This window comes from Collinsella sp. TF10-11AT (genome assembly GCF_003437565.1).
Taxonomy (GTDB): Bacteria; Actinomycetota; Coriobacteriia; order Coriobacteriales; family Coriobacteriaceae; genus Collinsella.
Map to the genome: position 1 here is coordinate 1 of NZ_QSQW01000029.1, position 1857 is coordinate 1857.

The 1857-nt window shown below is 56.6% G+C and carries 2 protein-coding genes; both read right to left on the bottom strand.

Translation table 11 applies throughout. The features are described from left to right. Window positions 1–605 (bottom strand): PTS sugar transporter subunit IIC (locus DXC99_RS10175; protein WP_147329362.1); only part of this gene is annotated, 605 nt, incomplete at its 3' end. 225 nt (window positions 606–830) lie between these two features. Continuing rightward, complete coding sequence (locus tag DXC99_RS10180) at window positions 831–1721, bottom strand: DMT family transporter (protein WP_233505728.1); 891 nt, start codon at window positions 1719–1721, stop codon at window positions 831–833. Window positions 1722–1857: the final 136 nt, after the last annotated feature.

The window sequence follows — 1857 nt, forward strand, 5'->3', positions numbered from 1 at the left end:
AGCTGCTTGGTGAGCACCAGGCGGCCGAGCATGGCGAAGCCCATGGCCGGCAGAATGTTGGCGGCAACGCCGCAACCATCAATGATGAAGGACGGGACGAAGTCGAGCAGGCCCTGGATGGCATCGGAGCCCAGATAGAAGGCGCCGCCGCACAGCAGGAAATACTCAAGGCAGCCCCAAAGACCCATGCCCCAATGAACGGCGTAAATGCCTTTAAGGTTTCCCTTGAGGGCGAACCTGTCTGCCATATCGACAAACACGGTGAACAAGGCACTAGTAATGTTGCCGATCGTCAGCGAAAGGACAGCGATGGGCATGGCGAGCGCGATGGCCGTCTCGGTACCCTGACCGAGCTGAATGGCAAACGCGCAGGCGAGCACGCCGCCGATGGTTTCGTTAGGCGGCACGTAGGCGCCGATGGAAACCGAACCCATGAACAGCAGCTCCAGGCTGGCGCCAACGGCAAGACCAGTCTGCAGGTCCCCCAGCACCAGGCCCACGAGCGGGCACAGGACGATGGGGCGGAACGCGTAGAGGGTGCCGAGCTGGTAGTCGAGACATCCAAACGCTCCGACTAAGCCGACGAGGATTGCTTGGACAAGCATAATTCCTCCCAATAAGGAATATCGAACCGTCGTCACTCCCGTCGCGCGCGTTGTTGATATCAATTCCAGGAGTTCGATCACACGGCTCGAAGCGTACCTGGTGTGCTGCGAACACCCATGCCAGGCACAAATGATTTGATACCAATTATAGATATGCAGGTTCTTACTATTTAATACCACTCGCTCAGCGGGGTGTTTTTTACCGTAAACGGCAGACGTATCCCATCAGGCGCGCTCTTTGTTTCGATGGCGGACAAGCGCCACCAGAAAGCCATCGCCAAAGGCATCGTATGCCAAGTTGCCTACAATCACCAAAACGATTATCGCCGCGCCCAAAAACTCGTTCCAGCGAAAGACCTCGCCAAAGAGGAGCGCCGACCAGCAGGGAGCGAGCACGACCTCGCTCATGCAAACCAAGTTGGCCGCAAACGCGTTAGTGCGCGCAATCCCCTTGGCATACAGCACACTCGCAAGGCCGCTGCAAAAAAGGCCATGCACCAGCATAAGCCCCCACTCAAAGGGTTTTACGGAGCCTAGGTCGCCGGCAAAATAGACGATCGGCAGTATCGAGATGCCGCAGGAGATGAGCGAGGACACCATGGGCGACGCATCGGGGCGAGAGTTCAAAAAGAAACACAGCCCAAAGGTGGCGCCCGAAATGACGGCAAGCAGGTTGCCGAGCATGCCCTCGGCACTCAAATCACCTAAAAAGAAAAGTCCCATACCCGTAAAAGCAACCACCACGGAGGCAATCTTTGCAGGCGAGGGCAACGTACGAGTTGCGAGCGATTGATACACGATAACGAAAATCATCGAGGTGTACTGCAGAACGATCGCGTTGCCGACCGTCGTGAGCTGGTTGGCAAAGTTAAACGTGGTGCCCGTCACGAAGTTGCAGACGGCCACAAGGACAATATGACGGCTGACGCGGAGGACGGGCCTGCCGACGAGCAGGATAAAGAGCGCCATAAATATTGCCGTAACGGCACCGATCAAAAGAGCTGACTGCGAATTGGCGCGAACGAGGATGCCGATAAAACTCCATAAGAGCGCCGTGCCAAATAGATACATCGCCCCGCTCACGCCATTATCGGGTGGATTGTCAGATCGAATCACGAAGCACCTCCAGCTAGCTTTCGGTAATAAAAAACGGCGACCGCAATGGGTCGCCGTTTCCCTTGGGGGCAGAATAAAACGCAGGAACCTACGCCAGCACGCCGAAGAACGCGCCGATGATGCCCACGACCATGGT